At 55.8% G+C, this 556-nt stretch carries 1 rRNA gene; it reads left to right on the plus strand.

Annotated features, from left to right (window positions below):
• Positions 1–556, plus strand: a 23S ribosomal RNA gene (locus HLG76_RS14660); the annotation flags it as partial.

A 556-nucleotide genomic window follows, 5' to 3' on the forward strand; every position in this document is an offset into this window, starting at 1 on the left:
GTGGAGCCATCCTTGAAATACCACCCTTGTATGTTTGATGTTCTAACTTAGCCCCGTTATCCGGGGTGAGGACAGTGCCTGGTGGGTAGTTTGACTGGGGCGGTCTCCTCCCAAAGCGTAACGGAGGAGCACGAAGGTGGGCTAATCACGGTCGGACATCGTGAGGTTAGTGCAATGGCATAAGCCCGCTTAACTGCGAGAGTGACGGCTCGAGCAGGTACGAAAGTAGGTCATAGTGATCCGGTGGTTCTGAATGGAAGGGCCATCGCTCAACGGATAAAAGGTACTCCGGGGATAACAGGCTGATACCGCCCAAGAGTTCATATCGACGGCGGTGTTTGGCACCTCGATGTCGGCTCATCACATCCTGGGGCTGAAGTCGGTCCCAAGGGTATGGCTGTTCGCCATTTAAAGTGGTACGCGAGCTGGGTTTAGAACGTCGTGAGACAGTTCGGTCCCTATCTGCCGTGGGCGTTGGATGATTGAGGGGAGCTGCTCCTAGTACGAGAGGACCGGAGTGGACGAACCGCTGGTGTTCGGGTTGTGTCGCCAGACG

Origin of the sequence: Salinivibrio sp. EAGSL, assembly GCF_013366455.1 — a bacterium.
Taxonomy (GTDB): Bacteria; Pseudomonadota; Gammaproteobacteria; order Enterobacterales; family Vibrionaceae; genus Salinivibrio; species Salinivibrio costicola.